Below are 20,961 nucleotides of genomic sequence, written 5' to 3'. Positions count from 1 at the left end.
TCTACAATGGCCGGAGTAAGACCGAAAAAGAAGTTAGGACAGCATTTTCTCAAAGATCAAAACATAGCTTCAAATATTGTCAAGGGACTTTTTGATGTGACCAATCCAGACCATGTGATTGAAGTTGGCCCAGGTACCGGCGTGTTATCCGATCTCATGGTAGACAATGCCGACATCAAAAAATTGGTGCTGATGGATTTGGATCAGGAGTCCATTGCATACCTCAACCATAGATATATTGGCAAAGAGGTAGAAATCTTGCACGCTGATTTTCTCAAAACTGATTTTAAAGCCATGTTTGGAGAAACCCCGGTTAGCATTATTGGCAATTTTCCATATAATATCTCCTCTCAGATTTTTTTTAAAGTATTGGAGCACAGAGATCAAGTGGATCATGTAGTTGGTATGATCCAAAAGGAGGTGGCTGAACGAATTGCCTCCAAGGAAGGCAATAAGACATACGGCATACTCAGTGTTTTGCTTCAAGCCTATTATGACATAGAGTACTTGTTTACTGTTCCGCCTCATGTATTCGATCCTCCACCCAAAGTAAACTCCGGTGTAATTCGCCTAAAAAGGAACAAGGTGACACATCTGGACTGCGACGAAACCTTGTTTAAACGAGTAGTAAAGGAAGGTTTTCAAAAGCGACGGAAAACCTTGCGCAACGCCTTAAAAGGCCTAAATTTGCCCGAATCGATGAATGATTTGGAGGTGTTGAATAAAAGGGCCGAACAGCTCTCCGTTCAAGATTTTATCGAATTGACTAAACTGATAGAAGGTCATGACTAATTACATGGAATTTGAACTATCAAAAGATTATCTCGATCGATTTACTGAAGCGGTCGAGACCTCTGATGTAGATTTTATCAAATCTACACTGGAAGGAGTCAATCCCGCTGATATTTCCGAATTGATTCGTGAGCTAGATGCAGAGCACACCAAATTTGTCATTGATCTCCTTAATGTAGAGATCGGTGCTGAAATCATAGTCAACCTAGAAGAAGACAGGCAATCCAGATTTCTGGAGAACTTCACATCAGAAGAACTGGCCGGATTCGTAGATCAAATGGATTCGGATGACGGTGTAGATGTCATCAATGAGCTGCCGATCGAAAAGAGAGAAGAAGTGATAGCCTCCGTGGAAAATGAGGAGAAGGCAGGCTATATACTCGATCTGCTGCGCTATGAAGAAGATGTGGCTGGCGGATTGATGGCCAAGGAAATGATCTGCGCCAATCTGAACTGGACCATTCAGCAGTGTATAGAAGAAATCCGTAAACAGGCAGAAAATGTAGAGAAAATCTACTCCGTATATGTAGTAGACAACGAAGGTAGACTGCTAGGTCGCGTCTCGCTAAAAAAAATCATTCTCTCAGAACCAGACGCACTGGTAGCAGATATCTACGAAGACGATATAGTTTCGGTAGGTACTCATGCGGATGAAGAAGAGGTGGCATTGACTATGCAAAAGTATGACCTGGAAGCCCTTCCTGTGGTCAATGTGAAAGGAAAGCTGGTAGGCAGGATTACCATCGATGATGCCATGGATGTAATCACCGAGCAAGCTGAAGAAGAACGCCAGATGATGGCCGGTATCTCTGGCGATGTCGAAGAGGATGATACCGTATGGGTCTTGTCCAAAGCACGACTGCCCTGGTTAGTGATCGGATTGGTGGGAGGATTGCTTGGCGCAAAATTTATTAGTCTCTTTGAAAGGGACATTGCTTTGATTCCAGCCATGGCCTTTTTTATTCCGCTGATTACAGCGACTGGAGGCAACGTGGGGATACAGTCGTCATCCATTGTAGTACAAGGATTGGCTAGCTACAACGCCTTCGAAGACTCTATGATGCAAAAAATGGTAAAGGTACTCTTTGTAGCCATCGTAAATGGACTGATTTTGGCGCTGATTGTCTTTGGTATTGTTATTTTCTCTACCTCCGATCAAGCGATGGCCGGCACAGTTTCTATTGCGCTATTTAGTGTTGTACTTCTGGCCTCATTTATGGGCACCATTACACCATTGATACTGGACAAAGTAGGGATCAATCCGGCAATGGCCTCCGGTCCATTTATCACTACAGCGAATGACCTATTGGGATTGACGGTGTATTTTTTAGTCGCTCATTTTCTCTACGGTTTTTAAGACATGTCCAACAAGCGAGTACTTATTATAGATGAAATGCACAAGAGCATTTCCCCATTGCTAACAAAGCTTGGCTTTGAGCCAGACTACTGTCCGAATATTTCGCGCGAAGAAATAATCAACCTGCCACAACAGTATGTTGGAATGGTGGTCAGAAGTAAAACAGCCATAGACAAAGTACTACTAAGTGGCCAGAAAGAGCTGAAGTTTATCGCTCGTGCTGGCGCGGGGATAGATCAATTGGATGTGGCGTATCTGGAGTCCAGAAATATAGAAATAATAAATGCCCCGGAAGGGAATCGTGACGCTCTGGGTGAGCATGTGCTCGGGATGTTGCTTAGCCTGGCCAACAATCTGCGACATGCTGACATGGAAGTGCGCAATAGGGTATGGGATCGTGAAGGCAATAGAGGGTTTGAGATCGGAGGTAAGACCGTAGGCTTGTTAGGTTATGGTAATATGGGTAGTGCTGTAGCAGAGAAACTTTCTGGCTTTGGTTGCCGAGTTATTGCATATGACAAGTACAAAAAGAAATACGGCGACCTATATGCTGAAGAGGCTTCGATGGAGGATATATTCGAACAAGCTGATATTTTTAGTATTCATGTGCCGTTGACAAATGAAACGAAAAACCTGGTGGATCTGAGCTATTTACAACAGTTCAAAAAGCCAATTGTACTGATCAATGCAGCACGAGGAGAGATTATCCCAATTGGAGATCTATTGCAGGCTATCGATCATGGGACGGTAAGGCTCGCCGCATTGGATGTACTGGAGAATGAGAAGTTGAGCTTTCTCACCGATGAGCAAGCAGTCAGTTTCAACAAGCTCATCAGAGAAGATAGAGTGCTGTTGACACCGCATGTTGGAGGATGGTCGTTTGAGTCATATCAAAAAATAAACGAAGTGCTGGTGGAGAAAATCAAACATTTGGATCTATAGACATGGGAAATAAAAGTGCATGGATTGGTAAACTTCTGATGGAATTTGCTTCAGTCGTATTTGCAGTATTGCTAGCATTGGGTTTGAATCATTGGCGTGAAGCTGAGGCAGAACAGCGGGTAGCAGAGAAGGCCCTCCTTAATGTGTTTTTGGAGATTCATGTCAATCAGTTAGATGTAGCTGATGAGATCACTACCTATCAGGAGCGTATGGCTGAAATTAAAGTTTTCAAAGACTCATTCGATAAGGGTGAAGCCATGCCTTATTCATTAGGTTTCAACATACCCCTGCTGAGTAATTCGGCCTGGAACGTGGCTAATAGCACTGGAGCCATCAAAGATTTTGACTTGAAGTTGCTGCTCGAGCTGTCCGATATATATGCCTTTCAGGAAATGTATCAGAGCAACGGGGTCGCCTACTTACAATCGATGAATAGTGTGGAGTTTAAAATGGATGAGCATGCCAAAGCCATTGTCAATTCCAATTATGGCCAACTCCGTACCTTTGAGAAATGGAGTAGGCAATTGTCAAAATTGTATCTGGATTTTATTCAGGAGCATGGTCCTAACTATCAAGAAATTTTGCCTGATAGTATCTTGGTGAGCAAGTGATATTTTCAATTTCCGATCATTGATTGCCCCGAAAGAATTTAGAGTAGAGGATGCTAATCATTAATTCAGCATATACTATAGCTTTTGTAAGTTGTCCCTGGTTAAGTCTGAAGGCTTATTTTCTCCTGTGTTGATCGTAGACGCAGGCTCAAACATCATTACCCATGCCTCTTCATCTGCACTGGGCTTGTGCAATACTCCTCGCGGTACCACGATCATTTCACCCTCGTTCAATGAAACCGTTTCATTCTCAAATTCGATTTTGATATTGCCCTGAATGACCTGAAAAAGTTCATCCTCATGGTCATGCTTGTGCATCTCAAATTCACCCTTAAACTTCGCTATTTTCACCAACTGACCATTCAACTCACCGATGATCCTTGGATTCCAATAATCATCAAAAAGTCTGAATTTTTCTTTTATATCAATGCTGTTCATATGCTGTGGTCTTTATGGGAATTAATCGAGTTATTCGTTTATTTGTTGCAAATAATATAAGCTATTGGAACACGCCAAGGGGATATTAAAAAAATATTGGGGATACGACACCTTCAGACCTTTGCAGGATGAGATCATACAGTCTGTCCTGGAAGATAAGGATACCCTGGCGCTTCTTCCTACCGGTGGAGGTAAATCTATATGCTTTCAAGTGCCTGGCTTGATGCTAGAGGGGATTTGTCTGGTGATATCTCCGCTCATTGCATTGATGACGGATCAAGTCCAGCAGTTGAAAAAACGAGGCATTTCGACTGCGGCGATTACTTCGGGTATGCCCAAGCGAGAAATTGATATCCTGCTAGACAATTGCGTGTTTGGCAAGGTTAAATTTCTTTATGTTTCACCAGAGCGCCTCCATTCAGACCTGTTTATTGAGCGCCTCAAGAAAATGAATGTGAGCTTACTTGCGATAGACGAAGCGCATTGCATTTCACAATGGGGCTACGATTTTCGTCCATCGTATATTGAGATCGCTAAGATATATCCCTGCCTGGAGAACGTAAAAAAAATTGCTCTTACTGCCACCGCTACGGCTGATGTCGCCACTGATATATGTGAAAAACTAGAATTTGAGGAGCCGGCTGTATTTCTAAAGAGTTTTGCTCGAGACAATCTGTCCTATTCGGCTTTCGAATTGGAAAACAAAGGCCCTAAGATGCTTGAGATTCTCAACAATGTAAAAGGCTCTGCCATCGTGTATGTCAAGAGCCGTGTAGAGACACAGAACATTGCAAAGTATCTTTATCAAAACGGCATCTCATCGGACTTTTATCATGCCGGATTGGACCCTGCAAGTCGCAACAAAAAGCAGGAGGAGTGGATCAAAAATATTCGTCGGGTGATGGTCGCTACCAATGCCTTCGGAATGGGTATCGACAAGCCTGATGTGCGGGTCGTCATTCATTTGGATTTACCGGATTCGTTGGAAGCTTATTATCAGGAGGCAGGAAGAGCTGGTCGAGATGAGAAAAAGGCCTTTGCCGTACTACTGTACAATTCTTCTGATATATTCCGCTTGGGCGATAATGAAAAACTGAGAAACCCTTCGCTCGAGTATGTACAACGAGTATATCAGGCCATAGCCAACTATTTCAAGCTAGCTACTGGCAGCAGCCAATGGCAAAGCTATGATTTTGACCTCAAGCAGTTTTGCTCCACCTATCAGCTTCATACTCGAGAAGCCCATTTTTGCATTCAAAAACTTGAGGAAATGGGGCTCATTTTGGTAAGCGAGAATCTAAACAAATCGAGTGTAGTAAAGCTACTTCTTGATAGTAATGAGATGTATAAGTTTACGATTTCCAATGCCGCTTATGACTTGATGATCAAATCTATGCTGCGCTTATATGGTGGCGGATTATATACTGATTTTGTCAATATTTCTGAATTTGAGATTGCAAAGCTTAGCAAGCTGGCAAAAAGTGAGGTGATCAAAAAACTCAAACTCCTGGAGCAACAAAGTGTGGTGGTGTACGATCCGATGAAAACATTGCCCCAGCTCACTTATCTCACCCCCAGACTAGAAGTATCTGCGTTGAAAAAGTACTACCGGGAAGTGGCTCCGAGACACGGAGTAATAAAAAAGAAGGTAGAAGCCATGCAGGCCTATGCCACCAATAAAGAAGGGTGTCGTACGCGAATCTTTCAAGAATACTTCAATGAAAAAGCGTATCTCAACTGTGGCGTTTGCGATGTTTGCATCAATGCCAAAAAACAAGAGAAGCTCCTGTCAGCGTTAGGTGAGGCTCAGGAAGAAATATATGATCTGGTAGCCTCAGGCAAAGTATATATCGATGAAATAAAGGATATTTCAGACGTCAAGAGTGATTTTGTATTCACAGAAGCGATCCGGATACTGGTAGATCAAGGCAAACTCGTCATGGAGGGTTATGATCAACTGAAGATCAGTTCATAATCCACTATTCCAACCATTTTTTTAATCGTGGTGTCCTCGTCATGTAGTTTCTGATTTATGATCCGACCTACATGAAACAAAACATATTGAGATGAAGAACATATTTATACTATTAATCAGCCTTCTAATTCTAGGTTCATGCGACCCAGAGGATTCAACGTCAAGAGAGAATACGAAAGAAATAATTGACGAATTGCTCATCAAGTCTTCGGAAGAGATCAACATTGACGGCCAAAAGTTATTTTTGCGCGCTGCTCTATGGCGGGATTTTATGCCAATAAGTCCACCTTCCGGTAAAGGTCTGATTGCTGTCAACTATTTGGTACACAGGGATTCCGCCAAAATACCATCCTACATCAAGCTATCCAAACAGTACGTAATCAATGGAGATTCTTTGTGGATGTCAGAGTACGCAGATGAAACCAGAGAGACACCAGATTACTTAATAGAGCGAGTCTCTAGAAATGGGCCGAAATGGGGACCAGATATTACTGTTACCGTCATTGCGGAGGTGAAAAGTCTTAAAGACGACAATACGTACTATCTAAGGTTAGATGAAGAGTCTATTTGGCGGACTGATTGATAGTTTTATTTATAGATTTATAACTCGATTTGAGATTAAATCTTTCTACCTAAAGAAAATGATATCAATAGGTAGACTCCGACCGTAGTTACTATATGAGCAATAATTGTCCAACTTACCCCTCTGAAAACCTCTCTGCTATAATTAGTTGGAATTTTACGCAGGCGTTTTTCAATAACAGATACTTTTCAGGTCTACTATTTTTATCGTTACTATCCTCTTGTATTGAACAGTTCAAATTTGAGAGTAGAAATGAGCGACCTGTGGTGATTATAGAAGGTCAAATATCCGATATTTCTTCTAATGAATTTGAAGATCTTTATGGTGAGGAGAGGTTTTTCTACACGAAAGTGAAATACGCAGGAGCTGTCAATAACTCCCTAGATGATTATATATCTGGAGCAGAAGTAGAGTTAATGAGTGATCAAAATGAGTTTTGGGACTATACAGAAGACCCTGACGACCCCGGAACGTATTATCTGTACTATCCAGACTTTGCCAGTCAGCCCAATGTACAATACAGAGTTAATGTACGATTGCCCAATGGGGAAGAATATCAATCCGCTTATGATCAAATGCCCGCAGACAACGTCAGAGGAGATTTAATTGCCGACGAAATCTCCAAGCCTAATTTTGAACCCCACACTGGAGATTTAACCATAAAAACGATTAGAGGATTGGATGTAAGTATTCAATTGCCAACAAGTTCTAATGAAGATTTTAATTATTACCGATGGGATTTTCATACAGTTTGGTATCTGGTTGCAGAACTTTCACCACGTAGCCATCCACATGGCCAGTGTTGGGTAGATGAGACTTATTATTTGGACGAAAATATTTTGCAACAATATAAGAATTCTCCCGTGAAAACTAAATTATTCTTTCTTCAGACCTCTGGAAATCAGTACACCAAATTTGGTTTCTCCGTGCGAATTCGCCAACAGGGTATTTCAAAAGAGCATCATCAGTTTTGGACAGACCTACATAATCAACAGGCACAATCAGAACTCTTTGCACCCCCGCCATACAATATCTATACTAACATCGAAGCGGTTGGTCAGGAGAGAGAGGTTTATGGTTTTTTTGGCGTGGTCAATGAAGAGTACTATACCTGGTTTTTTGACAAAAGCGCCTTGTCCTATTCACCCTATTACATAGAAGAGTGTTTTGTGATTTTCCCAACTGAACCCGCAGAATGGTGCTGGGAATGTGTAAAGAAAGATGGCATCAAAAAAGGCGATCGTATTACTCCTATCAAACCAGAATGGTGGGTCTACTGATCGCATTGGATCGCAAATAAATCGGTAAGAGTTCTGCTCGGTCCTGTGCTAGTATAGACTTATAGTCTTCAAGACGACACCGCTTGGTTTAAATGATGGATCAATGGTCTATTTGGTAGACGGGTTCATGATATTATTGATAGTTTTAGGCTGGAGACTTAAGCACGATCTTGCTACAAGATGGTTATCGTCATTAGCAAGTATCACAGAATAGTAACTATATGATCATCAGCTATCTAACTTACATTTTGCAGAGCCCCCGTGCCAGAAATCTCTGTGACATGGCTTACAGGACCATGAGCGATAGACTATTTCTAAGTTTACTCTTGTTTTCGCTGCTATCATCCTGTATTGAACAATTCGAATTTGAAAGTAGCGGTGAGCGTCCAGTCGTAATTATCGAAGGACACATATCTGATATTTCTACTAACGAATTTGACGAACTCTTTGGTGAGACTAGATACTTTTATACAAAGGTGAAGTATGCTGGTGTTGTCAAGAATAACATCGATGAAGTGATTTCTGGAGCTGAAGTAGAGTTGATTAGTGATCAAAATGAATTTTGGGATTATACAGAAGACCCCGAAGAACCTGGTACGTATTATTTGTACTATTCTGACTTTGCCAGTCAACCCAATGTAGAATATAAAATAAACGTCAGGTTGCCTAATGGAGAAGAGTATGAGTCAGCTTATGACCAGATGCCTACCGAAAATGCCAGAGGGGAGATCAGCGCCGATGAGATATCCAAGTTTAATTTTGAACCTCATAGTGGCGACTTTGTGATTAGAACTATCGACGGCTTGGATGTGAGTGTCCAGTTGCCTCCGACAGAAGACAATGATTTCAAGTACTACAGGTGGGATTTTCATACGGTCTGGTTGCTGGTAGCTGAACTTGCACCTCGAACTCATCCAGCTGGCCAATGCTGGCTTTATGATATCTACTATTTGGATGAAAATAAACTATTAAGACCAAAAGGCTCTCCGGCCAAAACGAAATTGTTTTTTATTCAAACTTCAGGAAATCAACAAACCAAATTTGGTTTTTCTGTGCGTATTCGCCAGCAGGGTATTTCAAAGGAGCATCATCAGTTTTGGGCAGACCTACACAATCAAGAAGAGCAATCAGAATTATTTGCTCCTCCGCCATACAATATCTATTCTAATATCCGTGCCGTAGGCCAGGAGAAAGAAGTCTATGGTTTTTTTGGAGTAGTCAATGAGGAGTACTACACCTGGTTTTTAGACAAGGAAGCCTTATCCTACGCCCCAAGCTATATAGAACAATGTCTTGTGCAGCCACCAGTTGCTCCAGCCGAGTGGTGCAGAAACTGTTTGAATAAAGATGGTATTAAAAAAGGCGAACGCAATACCAATATCAGACCAATATGGTGGGTCTATTGATTGTTATGATTAGCCTGTAAGCTCGTTAGAGACTTTGATATTATTGAGCTCCAGAATACCACTAGCGACCTTAAATTTCTTTTTCAAATATCAAATCAACTGCCTAATTCATCAAACAAGAAGCGGCTAGTTTTAGCTAAATGACTGCTTTGGGCTACCTTGTAGATAGCTGGGATTAACAAAAATCAATATATAGTGCATCCCACCTTGGCAGTCTCTCAAACTAACAGCACATGAAGGAGCAAGAAGATATAAAAAACAAATTTACCCGAACACAGAAAGCATTGACCCTAAAGCCATCATTGGGACACGGTTCTGGGATTTCTAAAACTAGAATTATTAATGGGCTTTCTTGTGAGTCGCGAGAAGGGGATTGGGTGTTTAAAACGGATATGCCTTCTCAAGTAGGCGGTACTGATTCTGCTTCTAGTCCAGGTGCACTTGGTAGGGCTGCCCTCGGTAGCTGTTTGGCCATAGGTTATATGTTTTGGGCCTCAAAATATGAGGTCGCTATAGATCAGTTGGAGGTTGAAATAGAAGCCGATTACGACGACGGAGGCCTTTTTGATACCTCTAATTCACCTCCTGGATATTTGGAAGTCAGGTATTTGGTACGAATCAAAAGCTCGGCTTCCATCGAAGACTTAGAGAGAGTATTAAACCAAGGAGATAAGCATAGTCCTTATTTGGATGTATTTTCAAGAGCACAGTCCTGCATTAGGCATGTGGAATATTTAAAATAAATAGAGTAGCAATGAAACCAGATTTGCAAAGAAGAGTCCAACGGTATGGATGGGACAAGGCAGCCGAATATTATGAGCATGCATGGAAAGTGCAGCTCAGACCCGCACATGATGTCATGATGGAGGCTGCAAAACCGGCTGAGGGAGAAATTGTGCTTGACATTGCAGCAGGTACTGGTTTGTTGACCTTCAGAATGGCTGATATGATTGGACCTTCTGGCAATATCCTTGCCACAGATATTTCAGACGAAATGGTAAAAGCAGGGTCACTATTGGCAAGTACGAAAAGCTTCTATCAAGTGAAGTTTGAACGAATGGATGCGGAAAATTTATCTTGTGAGGAGGCTACTTTTGACCTGGTTACCTGCGCACTAGGTCTTATGTATTTCCCAGAACCAGATATTGCCATGAAGGAAATGTATAGAGTATTGAAGCAAGACGGACGAGCCGTAGTGGGAGTATGGGGATCACGTAAAAAATGTGGCTGGGCAGAAATATTTCCTATTGTGGACAAGAGGGTGAGCACTGATGTCTGTCCCATGTTTTTTAACCTCGGCGAGCAGGAGGTATTAAAAATTCCATTTATTGAAGCTGGTTTTAAAGAAATCGCACTTTCAAAAATCGAAACTACCTTGACTTATTCCAGTGCCGAAGAAGCCTGTCAAGCCTCATTTTTGGGTGGGCCTGTAGCCATGGCATATGCAAGATTTGATGCAGAAGCAAAAGCAGAAGCTGAGCAAGACTATATGGCATCTATAGCAGAATATAAGACCAGTGGAGGGTACGAAATTCCTGGTGAATTTGTGATAGCAACTGGAGTGAAATAATCGCCTAATTAATTGAGTTTCGCAACTTACAGTTAAGACTACCAATTCAATACAGACTATATTAGCCTCATGTCGTTCAGGCCTTGCTTTTCCATTGTACGTCTCGTGCAAATTGGCTAGCTTGGTATTTCAACTCAGGTATGAATTCTGTCCCCAATCAATAACAGTTCTTAAATGACCAAACATATGAAAGCAAGGAAAATTCTTTTAGCAGCGCTTATTATTAATGTACCCCTTTTTGCTGGGACATCAAATAACCCAACCAACAGCAATTCAAAAACTGAAAATTCTCAAGAATCAAAAGAAGTTAAAATTGCGGAATTACCCCCGCAGAATAAGTTGCCAGTAAAGAAACTAGGCTTGAATTGGCTGTCAGGTGATCAACCAAAATTATTGACAGCCATGGCCAACTCAGAAACCACCAGAGAGAGCCTTGACGGAAGTAGCCGAAACCTAAAGACCATAGTGGGAGGGTGGCACGCCCAAGCCATTGGGCAATACAAAAATTTTATCTATGTAGGTTTTAGCGATGGCAAGCTAACCTCAGACAAGGTGCCTGCAGCGAACAAAAACCCGAAAGACTTTGCCGCAAAACTGTGGATTTACAATACAAAAACTAAGGAAGGTAAGCTGATAGAATTGGAGAAGGGCTATCCTCATCCTTGTTCTATACAGGTATCGGGCAAGTATTTGACAATAGCTATAGAGGCAGAATATGGTATCAGCCAGGCAGCACTAGGATCCAAAAGACAAGAGCGATCTATGGCACTGATTTTTGATCTAAACAAAGACCCCAATTGTGGCGTCGAAGTCAGCAGAGTTGTACAAGATGGGATGAATAGCGGTGGAGCCGGCCTTACTTACAGTCCTAAAATGAAATGCTGGTACATGTTGATGGATCAGGACAAGTCTACCAAAGGCAGAGTAGCCATATACAAAACCAAAAACAAAAATATTAATTCTTGGGAAAAAGAGCCAATTGCGCGATACAAACGTTTTGGAGCAGGGGCTGGTCTAAACTTGGTGACAGCATCTGACAATTCTATCTGGGGCTTATGGTATGACAGTTCACATGAAAACCTACCTACCTTTTCCAAATTTCAAATGGCTGGGGATCAAGTCAAACTATTCAAATTGATTCAGCCAGACGGCAAACCTGTGAAAAACCGCGAAGTTTTCACTCAGATAGTCAATATCGAATCACCTAAGCTAGAGCAAGTCGGGGAGTTGTTGGCAGATCGTCCGGGTATGAGGTTTGGAGCGGGGCTGCGATACGAAAATGGTAAACTCGAATTACTCACTTGCCAGCGAAATATGAATGAAAAATTCAATATCAACCGGACAAAAATTACACTTGGCAAGCGCACACAAGTGATGTTCGTGAACCTGTCCAGAAGTAGAGCTGAAATCAATTGCTCTTCCTTGACGAACAAATCTGAAAGCTACAATGAGAAAAAAATCCAGTCTCAATCTTGGAATAAAACACTTCAATCTCCTATAAAAGCTGATGTAAACTATCAGTCCGCCAGTAGTATTTCATCAGGGTTTGGGAGTTTGTCCAGCATAGGAAAATGGACGGATGCTATAGAGAAGCAGTCCAGCGCACCATTGGTTTTGTTCTACCTCGAAGGTACAAGCGATATCAAAGGAGGCATGATTGAGTTTAAGGCAAAGAAGGAGATAGATCAGAAAAAATAATTAGACGTTAGCATATGCATCAGATCGTGAAGAAGAGACTATTTCACGATCTGAGCGTATTTCTCAATACTTTATAGGTACCAATGAATTTAATCAAACACCTCACAATCGCACTAGCCATCCTTGTACTGCCCATTCTGGTCATGGCACAAGAGAATGATGATTTTTTTACAATCTATCTGGTGAGACATGCGGAAAAAGAACAATCCAAAGGAAATGATCCGGATTTGACTTTATGTGGTCAGCAACGAGCAGAATTGCTGGCTGATTTTTTTGAGGCCGTGAAAATTGATGCGTTGTATAGTTCAGACTATCTACGAACGAAAAATACTCTTCTCCCAACAGCTCAAGCCAAGCAGATGGATTATGTAATATATGACCCATCAAAACTGGAAATATTCGCCGCACAGTTGAAAGATAGAAAACAAGATGCGTTGGTTATAGGTCATAGCAATACCACGGGTGTATTGGCTGGGTTGCTAATCGGAGAAGAAATCGGCGCCTTTGATGAGCGTATTTACAACCGGATATATCAAGTAGTGGTGAGCAAAAAAACTGGCCGTTTACATATATTTCATACTTCATTTTCATGTGAGAATTGATGTTTCTCCAATGACCATCTTCTGATCAATTCCTTAAATCGGTTATATTAGATGATTGAAAAACCATGACCCTGATGATCAAATCCTTTATTTTCCTTTCAGTAGTTGCTCTACTTGCTTTTGTTCCCGCTTGCCAGACCAACGACAAGATATCGCAGACTCAAAATCCAGAAAAGGATTATTCTGACCTGGCAGCATTATTTAAAACCTGGCGTGCCTTCGAAATACCTCCTCAGCGTAACGGCGCCCCAGATTATACCGCTGAGACTTTTGAAAAAAGATGGCCGGAATTCAAGCAATTACAATCCAGATTGATTGCTATTGATACCACTGGATGGCCAGTACCTGAGCAAGTGGATTGGTGTATTGTTTGGGCTGAGATGAATGGATATGACTTCAATCACCGCATATTAAAACCCTGGGCTCGAGACCCAACTTTTTATTTCAGTGTATGGAATGCGCGCAGCGATGTACCCGCTCACGAGGGCCCAACCCATCATGGAATCACAGAAGTTTGGACTTACGATTTTCCTCTTTCGTCTGGCGATAAAGCCAAATTTATTGATGATCTCAAGGTCATTCCACCGCTCAACGAACAAGCCAAACTGAATTTGACAGGTAACGCTAAAGAGCTATGGGTGGCTGGTATAGGGATGATTCAATATCAAAGTATGATCATTGAAGGCCTTTTGGAATTGCCCGGAGTGAATGCTGATCAAGAGCTTGTCGGAGTAATACAAGAAGCATTAGATTCTACCAATGATTTTGTAAACTGGCTCGAAAGTCAGGCCGATTCGAAAACCGGGTCATCAGGAATAGGTAAAGACAATTACACCTGGTATTTGCAAAATGTGCATCTCGTGCCCATGAGCTGGGAGCAAGAAGTGATGCTGCTCAAGCGTGAACTAGCTCGTGCCTGGTCGGCACTCAAACTAGAGGAGCACAGAAATCGAAACTTGCCCGATCTGGTAGACGCAGATTCTCCTGAAGCCTACAACCAGATGGCTGATGCAGCTGCCAAAAGCCTTATTAGCTTCCTGAATGAGCAAGACATCGTCACAGTCAAGGACTATTTTGATCCTGCACTTAGAGAGCATTTAGGAGAATTTGTTCCGAAAGAGAAACGGAATTTTTTTGTGATCGGAGAACACTATGACCCACGGCCGCTATATTCTCACTTCTATCATTGGTTCGAACTAGCCAGAATGGATACTGAGCCTCACGAAAGTGAGATTAGAAGAGGTACTCTACTCTATAATATCTTTGATAGTAGAAACGAAGGTACAGCAACGGCGGTGGAGGAGATGTTTATGCAAGCTGGTCTGTACGACGACGCCCCAAGGGTAAAAGAGATCGTATATATTATGATTGCTCAGCGAGCGGCAAGAGGGCTGGGTTCGCTATATGCTCATGCCAATGACATGACTATGGAAGAGGCCGGCACCATACATTCGGAGTATACTCCGCGAGGCTGGATGAAAACAGAGAAGGAACTTCTGATATTCGAGCAGCATTTGTACTTGCGACAGCCTGGTTATGGGACCAGCTACATCACTGGCAAGTACCTACTCGAAGATGCCATGGCAGATTTCGCTAAGATGAAGGAAGATAAAGGAGAAACCTTCCGCCTGAAAGAATTTTTTGATCAACTCAACGCAATCGGTAATATCCCCATCGCTTTGGGCAACTGGCAGATGACTGGTGACGGAAGCGAAATTCGGAGTATAGGCCGATAATTATGGCAGCTCCTGTTATCCATAGAGCATCCGGAGCCGAGTATGATACGCTCCATAAATTGGGAAGACAGACTTTTTTGGAAGCTTTCGCCGACCAGAATACACCCGAGGATATCCACCACTATGTAGATCGAGCTTTTGCAAAAGACCAAATCAAAGAAGAGCTTACCAACCCTGAATCCGAATTCTATCTGGCTCGTTCAGAGAACCAAAACATTGGGTATTTAAAGGTGAATTATGGGCAGGCTCAAACCGAACATCATGATATGCTTGCAGTTGAGATAGAGAGCATCTATGTGCTGGAAGCATATTATGGCAAGAGGGTAGGGAAGCTACTTTTTAACCAAGCGTTTGAAGTTGCAACTACCAGAAAGGCCACATGCCTCTGGCTTGGCGTGTGGGAAAAAAATTTACGTGCCATTCAGTTTTATAACAAACTCGGATTCATGGCATTTGGGAAGCATAGCTTTCTACTTGGCAGCGATCTGCAAACTGACATCCTTATGAGGCTGGAAATGACCCCATTTTCATTCATACATTAAAAAAAATTATGGACACGAATAAAAGAACAAACAGGAGGGCTTTTTTGAAAGGCACAACTTTGCTTACCGCTGGATTGGCTGCTACTCCGCTCACAGGTTGGGCAAGTCAACATGAACTCCAACAAGAGGAAAAGGGCTGAGTATTGTAAACTCAGCACCATTTTCGTCTTATTTCTCTAAAGGACAATATTTGCACTTTAGGGAAAGGTTACCATCCAAAAATAGGCTTTACTATCGGTCCAGAATAATCTGAAAATCGAATCCCACCTACTAATAGATCTTTAGGATTGATGTTTGAAGTATTAATTTTTCCTTTATTGGGGTCGTAGAACCATGTACTATGAGAATTATTATTTTCCTCATTACAATCCACATAACCATATATTCCTCCGGCAGCACCACCTAATGTAGCTCCTAATAATGCTCCGCCTTCCCATCCAGACATACCACCCATTACTGATCCTGCACCAGGATTAACGAAAGTGCCGATAATAAATCCTGCAGCACCTCCTAGCATAGCACCAAAAAATGTGCTTTGAGCAATAAGATATGCACACGTATAAGCCCTTAACCTTCCCTCCGAATCCTCAAATACCATCTCTAGGTCAGGGTTGTTTAAAAAGAAATTAACCAATTCTTTTATCGAAAGTATGTATTTTAATGCGACTGTATTGGTGCCGAGATAAAATTGTGCGTTCGCTCCATTTAATTCATTATCTATCATTGCGATAATATCTTCTGGCGGTAATATGTATGCATCATGTGCGATTTTAACCATAAATTCTTGAGCTTCTGTAGCAATATCATGAGCGGTCAAATCGACGATTAGATTTTCTATTTCTTCGCCGGATGTTCTTGCAGCGATTTGGACTTTATATCGATCCAAACCAAAAGTATATGCCTCTTTGAAAGAATCATTGTCTGATCCTAATTGCTTAGCTACATCTGCACCTATGTGGTAATTTTTTTCAGCGTTTCCAAATATTACCTTCTCGGTTTTCATTTGAATAGCTAATTGATCAAAGGCATTTGCAACCGATGCGCTATATTCTTCAATTTTAATAGCTTGTTCTGGTGCAGATTTAGTTTTTTCTTCGCACCCAAACGGGATTAAAAAAAGGCATAGGATACCTGTCAAGGTTACATTGGTTTTCATAATAATATATTTAGTTGAAATTAAATGTCTTTGAGATAGTCGAATTTTCTAAGTCCATGCTTAGAATTCCTTTTGGCTTGAATTAATCTCACGTAGACGAAAAAAGGAGGATATAGTAGAATAAAAGCGGCTGACCAACCTGATCCCATGATAGCAGAATGAGATAAAGGCATGACTTCTAAAATCCAAGTCAAAACTGTAATCAGAAGTAATATTAAGATAAGGAATGCGAGTATAACTTTGGGCATAATTATTCTTTTGTACAACAACATTATTGCCTTATTATAGCTTGATATATTGATTGGAATGAGAGGTGCAGCTAAATATTCCTTTCTTAATTTTTCTCTTTCTTCTTTTGTCATGGTGGTTTGGCTGATTTTTCAAGAAAAGCAAAAATAGTTAAATTGAAACAAGGCAACCTAACAAACTCGGATTCATGGCATTTGGGAAGCATAGCTTTCTACTTGGCAGCGATCTGCAAACGGACATCCTTATGAGGCTGGAAATGACCCCATTTTCATCCATACTTTAAAAGAAAATTATGAACACGAATAAAAGAACAAACAGGAGGGCTTTTTTGAAAGGCACAACTTTGCTTACCGCCGGATTGGCTGCTACTCCGCTCACAGGTTGGGCAGGTCAACATGAGCTCCAACAAGAGGAAAGTATGTATCTGATCGGCCCCAGAAAGGGCTACTCACCGCACATCGGAACCTTACTCTCAACCATGACTATGATGAGATCATGGGTCATAGATACGGTCAAAGATTTGACCACTGAGCAATTGGATTATCAGATAGATGAAGAATCAAATTCTATTGGTGCCATGCTATATCATCTGGCTGCCACCGAGAAATATTACCAACTCAATACCTTCGATGATATCCCATGGGGCGAATGGAGCGACGAGGTAAATGCTGAGTGGGAAGTTCCAATGGGGTTAGGAAAGGAGGCCAGAGACAAAGTATTAGGCAATACTGTTGATTTTTATTTAACTAAGCTGGCAGAAGTAAGAAAGGTGACCGAAGCCGAATTTGCTAAAAGAGACGACGCGTGGATTATGAAATCAGAGCCTTTTTTCGGCAACCAACCGACTAACAACTACTGCAAATGGTTTCATGTCTGCGAACATGAGTCGAATCACAGAGGGCAAATGAAATTTGTGATTAAGCGACTGCCATCATAGTCTCAGGTCGAACGTTTTGTACTGAACATCAAAGATCATTGTTCTCCTCTAAATAATACTTCTGAAGCCGGTAGAAGGCCTTTTTATATTTGCCTTGTTCGGATATCAGACCCTTGCGATTGAAATCGTTTTGTATTTTGCGAAGATGCCTGCGGGCCGACCTGAAGTCCATCAGAATCCACGGAGAGACCCCCGATAGAAACTCAATGTTTCTCATCATCTCTATGTTGTTTTTGAAAACATCATCTTGATATTCTTCTGTCCATCGCTGACCGATATCTCCATGTAATCCCTGAAGGGCACCAGCCCCAACCTCGCTCATTATCATGGGTTTGTTGTAGAGGTTTTTCCATTTCACTCCAGCGCAAGCACCAGGTTTGGCGTAGTACCAACCACAGTAATTATTGATACCGATGACATCTATGGCCTCCCCTAATGGGTCGTCTATTATATTTTCTCCCTCATCACCAGAATGTACCTCCAATGCGGCCGTGATCAGACGACTGTCGTCTAAGGACTTAGCCTTGGCAGCCAGCTTGGAGAGAAAAGAGTTTCTGTCGTCACCCACCGGAGTTTCGTTGGCAATAGACCACAAAATCACAGCTGCCCGATTTTTGTCACGACTGATCATAGAAGTGAGCTGCTGCTCCGCGTTGGCATAGGTGTCAGGATTGCCAAACTGTACAGTCCAGTAGACGGGGATTTCAGACCAGACGAGTAGACCAAGCTTTTCGGCTTCTCTCACCATCAGCTCACTATGCGGATAGTGAGCCAATCGGACAAAATTGCAACCAAGCTCTTTTGCCCAGCCCAGCAAAGTCTGGCACTCTTGCTTTGTGGTAACTCTTCCCGTTTTGAATGGGGCTTCTTCATGAATGCTAATTCCTTTTAAGAATATCTTCTGTCCGTTGAGCAGGAGGTCGTTTCCTTTAGCAGTAATAGTTCTAAACCCAATCTGATCAACCACCTGCTCGGTTGACGTGCTCAGCTGTATTTTATATAATTTTGGACTCTTTGTAGACCATCGATCCGGATTAGCCGTCATACTAAATGTTGCGAAGCCATAATCGTCAGCTTTTACAACTACTTCGTTCTTTAGCTCTGGCACCGCAATTGTCACGGATTCTCCTGGTTTTGCATTGCGCAATTTCACCCAACCTTCAATCAAGTTGGGAGTGTTTTTCGAGAGCCCAACCGAGTAATCAAAAATATGAGTTAGTGGCACGTTTATGAGCCTTACCGATCTGGTAATTCCACCATAGTTCCACCAGTCAGTGTTTACGGTAGGTATCGCTTCTTTCATTCTTTTGTTGTCCACTTTCACCACGAGGTAATTATCCTTTTCCTTCAGTTTGCCAGTTACATCATACTGAAAAGGTGTATAACCTCCTACATGTGATCCCAGCAGTTCGCCATTGAGATAAACCTTAGCTTCATAGTTGATGGCACCGAAATATAAATAGGTAGCCTTCGTGTTTGTGGGTTTAAAACCAAAGGATTTTTTATACCATACCGTTCCTTCGTAGTAGTACAATTTTTCCATTTGAGTGTTCCAGTCACCTGGTACTTGTAGTTCCACATCAGTGTCGAAGTCATACTCGATCAGATCGTCTGGTTTTTGTGGTTTAGCGTTTTTAAAATAACCATCGCCACGAGGTTCATATCGATAATTGTAATAGCCGTTTTCCAATGGATCTACAATTATTTTCCATGACCCATCTAAAGAGATAGTTTCTCTGGCCGAGGTATTTTGAAGAATAGGGTAGACTTCTTGCTGAGCAAATAGCGGGTGAACAAGTAGTAGCAGGAGGGCTGTGGTCAGTAGATTTTTCATACCAAATAAAGGTAAATACTCTAATTCGAAGACCAATACTGCAATAAAAGGGGTCTTGCATCAAAATACGAGGGTAGATGTTTCAATGCGCTGCAATAGTGTTAGCAGACTTAAGGAAACCTAGGGTTCTATGGCTCAAGCTTTGTAAGCGCTCGAATATCCAAAATAAGATCTACTTCGTTCTTTCGATGGTGAACTGCACCAGTTGCTCTAGTGATTGGCGTGCTGGTGAATCGGGAAAAGTCTTGAGCATATTGATGGCGTCGCTATGGTATTGGTTCATAACCTCTGTAGCATAGTCCAATCCATGTTTTTGGTTTACAAAATCGATCACCTCATTTACCTTCTTGGTATTTTCACTGTGCTTCTTAATGATGCGTTTGATATTGCTTCTTTCAGAGCTGGTCGCTTGATTCAAGGCATGAATCAGCGGTAAGGTCATTTTCTTTTCTCGGATATCTATGCCCAGCGGTTTACCGATTTCCTGAGTGCCGTAGTCAAATAGGTCATCCTTGATTTGAAAGGCCATTCCTACCTTTTCTCCAAACTCGCCCATAGTTTGTACAGTGAGAGGATCGGCGCCGGTAGAAGCTGCACCTACGGCACAACAGGCCTTGATCAAGCTGGCCGTTTTTTGACGGATCACTTCGTAGTAAACCTCCTCTGTGATATCTAATCTTTTTGCTTTCTCCATTTGAAGCAATTCGCCTTCACTCATTTCACGAATGGCTTCGGATACCAGTTTCAAAAGGTCAAAATCTTCATTGTCAATAGAAAGTAACATACCGCGAGAAAGCAAAAAATCGCCCACGAGTACTGCGATTTTGTTTTTCCACAAGGCATTGACAGAGAAAAATCCTCTTCTATAGGTAGAGTCATCTACCACATCATCGTGCACTAGAGTGGCAGTGTGTAATAACTCGATCAGAGAGGCGCCCCGATAGGAGGCTTCAGAAACTTTTCCTGTGGTGGTCGCACTCAAGAAAACAAAAAGCGGACGCATTTGCTTGCCTTTTCGTTTGACGATATAAGCCATGATTTTGTCGAGTAGCATGACATTGCTTTTCATGGACTGCCTGAATTTTTTTTCAAATTCAGCCATTTCATGAGCTACAGGGGCTTGGATGTCTTTTATCTTGAGGGCCATTATTTGGGCGCAAATTAATACAACGCAGCATTAGACCGAAAATAAATGGAAGGTTCTTGTTATTTATTTCAATAATGAGCTCAGGATGTTGATATTTGATTTTAAT

21 protein-coding genes are annotated in these 20,961 nt (G+C 41.9%); 16 read left to right on the top strand and 5 right to left on the bottom strand.

Annotated features, from left to right (window positions below; genetic code table 11):
• Nucleotides 1–6 precede the first annotated feature (6 nt).
• The 4 genes from rsmA to ABJF11_RS19690 are packed head-to-tail and all read left to right on the top strand — an operon-like array spanning nt 7 to nt 3,702.
• Nucleotides 7–792, top strand: a complete 786-nt coding sequence (rsmA, locus tag ABJF11_RS19705) for a 16S rRNA (adenine(1518)-N(6)/adenine(1519)-N(6))-dimethyltransferase RsmA (RefSeq protein ID WP_348121947.1) — start codon at nt 7–9, stop codon at nt 790–792.
• A complete protein-coding gene (mgtE, locus tag ABJF11_RS19700) occupies nt 785–2,149 on the top strand; it encodes a magnesium transporter (protein ID WP_348121946.1) in 1,365 nt (454 codons plus the stop codon). The genes rsmA and mgtE overlap by 8 nt, the downstream gene beginning before the upstream one ends.
• A gap of 3 nt (nt 2,150–2,152) precedes the next feature.
• Nucleotides 2,153–3,091 carry an NAD(P)-dependent oxidoreductase gene (locus tag ABJF11_RS19695; RefSeq protein WP_348121945.1) on the top strand — a complete coding sequence of 313 codons (939 nt, stop codon included), beginning with the start codon at nt 2,153–2,155 and terminating at the stop codon, nt 3,089–3,091.
• A 2-nt stretch (nt 3,092–3,093) separates the two neighbouring features.
• A complete protein-coding gene (locus ABJF11_RS19690) occupies nt 3,094–3,702 on the top strand; it encodes a hypothetical protein (protein ID WP_348121944.1) in 609 nt (202 codons plus the stop codon).
• A gap of 75 nt (nt 3,703–3,777) precedes the next feature.
• On the opposite strand, the gene ABJF11_RS19685 is transcribed toward ABJF11_RS19690, so the two are convergent.
• On the bottom strand, nt 3,778–4,140 hold the full coding sequence (locus tag ABJF11_RS19685) for a cupin domain-containing protein (protein ID WP_348121943.1): 363 nt from the start codon (nt 4,138–4,140) through the stop codon (nt 3,778–3,780).
• A 64-nt stretch (nt 4,141–4,204) separates the two neighbouring features.
• On the opposite strand from ABJF11_RS19685, the gene ABJF11_RS19680 reads away from it, so the two are divergent.
• From ABJF11_RS19680 to ABJF11_RS19630, 11 genes are all read left to right on the top strand, one after another.
• Nucleotides 4,205–6,115: a RecQ family ATP-dependent DNA helicase gene (locus tag ABJF11_RS19680; protein ID WP_348121942.1), complete on the top strand. Its 1,911-nt coding sequence runs from the start codon at nt 4,205–4,207 to the stop codon at nt 6,113–6,115.
• Between the two features lie 91 nt (nt 6,116–6,206).
• Nucleotides 6,207–6,698 carry a hypothetical protein gene (locus ABJF11_RS19675; protein WP_348121941.1) on the top strand — a complete coding sequence of 164 codons (492 nt, stop codon included), beginning with the start codon at nt 6,207–6,209 and terminating at the stop codon, nt 6,696–6,698.
• Between the two features lie 263 nt (nt 6,699–6,961).
• The gene (locus ABJF11_RS19670) at nt 6,962–7,978 is read left to right on the top strand and encodes a DUF4249 domain-containing protein (protein ID WP_348121940.1); all 1,017 of its coding nucleotides are present in this window, start codon (nt 6,962–6,964) and stop codon (nt 7,976–7,978) included.
• A 281-nt stretch (nt 7,979–8,259) separates the two neighbouring features.
• Nucleotides 8,260–9,384, top strand: coding sequence for a DUF4249 domain-containing protein (locus ABJF11_RS19665; protein ID WP_348121939.1), 1,125 nt, complete (start codon nt 8,260–8,262; stop codon nt 9,382–9,384).
• Between the two features lie 233 nt (nt 9,385–9,617).
• Nucleotides 9,618–10,127, top strand: coding sequence for an OsmC family protein (locus ABJF11_RS19660; RefSeq protein ID WP_348121938.1), 510 nt, complete (start codon nt 9,618–9,620; stop codon nt 10,125–10,127).
• 11 nt (nt 10,128–10,138) lie between these two features.
• On the top strand, nt 10,139–10,954 hold the full coding sequence (locus tag ABJF11_RS19655) for a class I SAM-dependent methyltransferase (protein ID WP_348121937.1): 816 nt from the start codon (nt 10,139–10,141) through the stop codon (nt 10,952–10,954).
• 186 nt (nt 10,955–11,140) lie between these two features.
• The gene (locus ABJF11_RS19650; RefSeq protein ID WP_348121936.1) at nt 11,141–12,652 is read left to right on the top strand and encodes a hypothetical protein; all 1,512 of its coding nucleotides are present in this window, start codon (nt 11,141–11,143) and stop codon (nt 12,650–12,652) included.
• An 83-nt stretch (nt 12,653–12,735) separates the two neighbouring features.
• Nucleotides 12,736–13,254 carry a phosphoglycerate mutase family protein gene (locus ABJF11_RS19645; RefSeq protein ID WP_348121935.1) on the top strand — a complete coding sequence of 173 codons (519 nt, stop codon included), beginning with the start codon at nt 12,736–12,738 and terminating at the stop codon, nt 13,252–13,254.
• A 74-nt stretch (nt 13,255–13,328) separates the two neighbouring features.
• Nucleotides 13,329–14,990: a hypothetical protein gene (locus ABJF11_RS19640; RefSeq protein WP_348121934.1), complete on the top strand. Its 1,662-nt coding sequence runs from the start codon at nt 13,329–13,331 to the stop codon at nt 14,988–14,990.
• Nucleotides 14,991–14,992: 2 nt separating this feature from the next.
• Nucleotides 14,993–15,532, top strand: a complete 540-nt coding sequence (locus tag ABJF11_RS19635; protein WP_348121933.1) for a GNAT family N-acetyltransferase — start codon at nt 14,993–14,995, stop codon at nt 15,530–15,532.
• A gap of 8 nt (nt 15,533–15,540) precedes the next feature.
• Nucleotides 15,541–15,672, top strand: coding sequence for a twin-arginine translocation signal domain-containing protein (locus ABJF11_RS19630; protein WP_348121932.1), 132 nt, complete (start codon nt 15,541–15,543; stop codon nt 15,670–15,672).
• Between the two features lie 68 nt (nt 15,673–15,740).
• Here the strand turns inward: ABJF11_RS19630 and ABJF11_RS19625 are convergent, their stop codons facing one another.
• Together ABJF11_RS19625 and ABJF11_RS19620 are read right to left on the bottom strand one after the other, a co-directional pair.
• Entirely contained in the window at nt 15,741–16,688 is a 948-nt protein-coding gene (locus tag ABJF11_RS19625) for a hypothetical protein (protein WP_348121931.1), read from the bottom strand.
• Nucleotides 16,689–16,708: 20 nt separating this feature from the next.
• Nucleotides 16,709–17,050 (bottom strand): hypothetical protein, encoded by a 342-nt coding sequence (locus ABJF11_RS19620; RefSeq protein WP_348121930.1) that lies wholly within the window; start codon nt 17,048–17,050, stop codon nt 16,709–16,711.
• Between the two features lie 179 nt (nt 17,051–17,229).
• Here ABJF11_RS19620 and ABJF11_RS19615 point away from each other — a divergent pair, with 179 nt between their 5' ends.
• Nucleotides 17,230–17,874 (top strand): DinB family protein, encoded by a 645-nt coding sequence (locus ABJF11_RS19615; protein WP_348121929.1) that lies wholly within the window; start codon nt 17,230–17,232, stop codon nt 17,872–17,874.
• 28 nt (nt 17,875–17,902) lie between these two features.
• Here ABJF11_RS19615 and ABJF11_RS19610 read toward each other — a convergent pair whose 3' ends face one another.
• Together ABJF11_RS19610 and ABJF11_RS19605 are read right to left on the bottom strand one after the other, a co-directional pair.
• Entirely contained in the window at nt 17,903–19,708 is a 1,806-nt protein-coding gene (locus tag ABJF11_RS19610) for a glycoside hydrolase family 2 TIM barrel-domain containing protein (RefSeq protein WP_348121928.1), read from the bottom strand.
• Nucleotides 19,709–19,880: 172 nt separating this feature from the next.
• On the bottom strand, nt 19,881–20,855 hold the full coding sequence (locus ABJF11_RS19605) for a polyprenyl synthetase family protein (RefSeq protein WP_348121927.1): 975 nt from the start codon (nt 20,853–20,855) through the stop codon (nt 19,881–19,883).
• Nucleotides 20,856–20,961: the final 106 nt, after the last annotated feature.

The sequence above is a fragment of the Reichenbachiella sp. genome (assembly GCF_039941815.1).
In the GTDB taxonomy this organism is placed as follows: Bacteria; Bacteroidota; Bacteroidia; order Cytophagales; family Cyclobacteriaceae; genus Reichenbachiella.
This window is presented reverse-complemented; position numbering and strand designations above follow the sequence as displayed.